The sequence below is a fragment of the Loktanella salsilacus genome (genome assembly GCF_900114485.1).
Classification (GTDB): domain Bacteria; phylum Pseudomonadota; class Alphaproteobacteria; order Rhodobacterales; family Rhodobacteraceae; genus Loktanella; species Loktanella salsilacus.
Map to the genome: position 1 here is coordinate 1 of NZ_FOTF01000065.1, position 2,438 is coordinate 2,438.

2 protein-coding genes and 1 pseudogene are annotated in these 2,438 nt (G+C 55.6%); 2 read left to right on the top strand and 1 reads right to left on the bottom strand.

Translation table 11 applies throughout. The features are described from left to right. Positions 1-149: 149 nt before the first annotated feature. Positions 150-446 (bottom strand): PRC-barrel domain-containing protein, encoded by a 297-nt coding sequence (locus BM131_RS19785; RefSeq protein ID WP_090192188.1) that lies wholly within the window; start codon positions 444-446, stop codon positions 150-152. Positions 447-732: 286 nt separating this feature from the next. On the opposite strand from BM131_RS19785, the gene BM131_RS19790 reads away from it, so the two are divergent. Continuing rightward, positions 733-1,926 (top strand): coiled-coil domain-containing protein, encoded by a 1,194-nt coding sequence (locus tag BM131_RS19790; protein ID WP_090192189.1) that lies wholly within the window; start codon positions 733-735, stop codon positions 1,924-1,926. Positions 1,927-1,944: 18 nt separating this feature from the next. Further along, positions 1,945-2,102 (top strand): annotated as a pseudogene (locus BM131_RS20625) (transposase domain-containing protein); the annotation flags it as partial. Between the last annotated feature and the right edge of the window lie 336 nt (positions 2,103-2,438).

Consider the following 2,438-nt stretch of genomic DNA (forward strand, 5'->3'; position numbering starts at 1 on the left):
CACAGAGGCCTGATACATGACAGCACCCGATCACACGCTCGCACCGTTCAAAAATCACTTGCACCAACGGGGGCATCCATACATGCGCAAATCAGTACTTCATGGTCTGCCACTAAAAGGCGGCAGACACCGTGTAACTTCCGAGACGATCAGTCCTGATGTTCAGGCAAAGCCTTGAGCTGATCTTTGGTCATCGACGTTGTGGCGTGCACCTTGCCGTCTTCGTCGCGCATGAAGTTCAGCTCGGACGCCGAAAGCGCAACGCGCTTGGCACCGATACCCAAAAATCCACCTACGTCGACGATCACGTTCGTCGCCGGGCCTACGCCGTGCGTATGAGCCACTTCACCGATGTGACTGTCGTCCGGTCCGTAAATGTTGGCACCGTCGAGATTCGCGGCGGAAATCTCGTCTGGGCGCAATGGTACGTGCTTAGAATGGTCCATCTTAATTTCTCCTGAATGTTTCAGTAGCGTGAACATTGAACACGGCAGGCCACATCGCAGTTCCGGACCCATTGATCGTTTAAGACGCAATCTGTGGATTACTGATAATGGTTTAGGGTCTCTCGCGAAGTGCATCGTGGAGCGTTGGCGCGGGAATCTGGCTGGGCGGGCCAAACGAAACGGCCGCGAAGGCCATTGTAGGGAACCGTCCGTATACAAGTAACGTTTGCATGTGGGTGCCTTCTGATTTCAGCGGGTTTATAACGATATGCAGGAGACGTCGCACATGGCCATGGTTGACGAAATGAAGCGACCGATACCAATTATGCTCGGCATCGTGGCCATTGTCGGATGGATTTATGCTTTTGTCCTGATGGGCGAACGGACGGACTTGCGCACGAATTTAGCCGACCAGACCCAAGCCGTGGGCACCGTGGAGGACCTGCAAGGTCAAGTTGCTGCACTCAGCTCAGAAACAGACGCCCTCACGGCGCAGCGTGATGAGATCAATGCTGAGATCACCACACAGCAATCAAGCATGAGCAATTTAGAGAGCGAGGTTGCGGCGGCGCAAAGCAGCCTCGATCAGATCACGTCCGAGCAATCGGCCATTGAAGATCAGCTCACTCCAATGCGTGAAGAGATCGCAGGCTTCGAAACGGCGCGCGCTGAAGCAGAAAATAATTTGACCGCCGCCACGCAGGAGCTCGCTGACGTCGGAAACCGTTTGAAGGAGGCCAGGGATTCTCAAGCGCAGCTGCAAGAGCAGCTCTCTGTTTTGACAGACGACACGTCGCGTCTGGCGCAGGAAGCCTCTGACGCGGAAGCGCGCGTGCAACAGGCGCGTGAAGCTGAAGCCGCCTCTCAGACGGCCGTTGCCACGGCGACCGAGCAGCTGGAGGCTCTTACAGCTGAGCGTGACACCGTGTCGAAAGCGCTGGAGGATATGACGCAGCGCCGCGATCAACTGATGGCTGACACCATGGCAGCCGAAGAGCAGCAGCAGTCGGTGCAAGCCATTATCACCCAACTGTCCGATAATTTGGCTACGCGTAGCCAACTCCTCGCTGACATTGAGCAACGTATCACGGACCTCCAAGATCAAAACGCGCAGGATAATCAGGATACGCAAGTTCAAAATACACAGGAACATGAGCCGTCGGATCAAGACGTAGAGGTTCAGTCTAACGGACAGGCGACCACGACGCTTGCGCCTGGATCCTATTCCAGCGGCGCTATTTCAATGATCCTCGCAGAGGATGGCCGGTTTACCCTGTCGCATGCCGAGCGCGACGAAGAGGTGGCCGGTCGTTATGTGGCAAGCGAAGGGCAATTAACGCTCATCGATGCCAAAGGTGATGTCGGCACGACGATTTTCCCCATGACATGTGGTGTTCAGCATGCGGAGGCTGGTTTTGCACTTGCGCAAGTTGGTGAGCAGGTTTGCCCGCTGGCGGGCCTCACGTGGCAAACCCAGTAAGCGGAGCTTTTCGTTCAAGGTGGCGATGCCGGCGCGGAAACCTTTGCACGCGCGATGACGGTTACTGAAACTGCCAAGCTGATTGTCTCGATCTGCGGGCCTGTCTGGCAGGCATCCTCGACCGCATCCATGATCACAAGATCAACAGGCTCGGTGAATTGCTGCCGTGGAGTTGAACGCCGATGGATTTGCAAAATAGTCAGGCTGCATTACGGCAGTTTCAATCGAACGGTTAACTCAGGTCGCGTTCCATCTCTTTCGTAATCCCGACAGCCAGAAGGTTGAGCGACACACAGTTGCCTCACCCCAAGGTCAAATGTAAGCGACAAGGTATCCCCATGGGTTAATAGGCTAGCTATTCGGGGTTAGGTTTGCGGCATTCACGCAAGCTCCGGGGTTCTATGTCTACGACCAGTTCTACGCCTATGCCTACGCATGGTAGCTTTCAGTTGATCGAAGCCGTCGTCGAACGTCTTGACGGTGCGCCCGTCGGAGAGCGTCGTCGCTGGTCT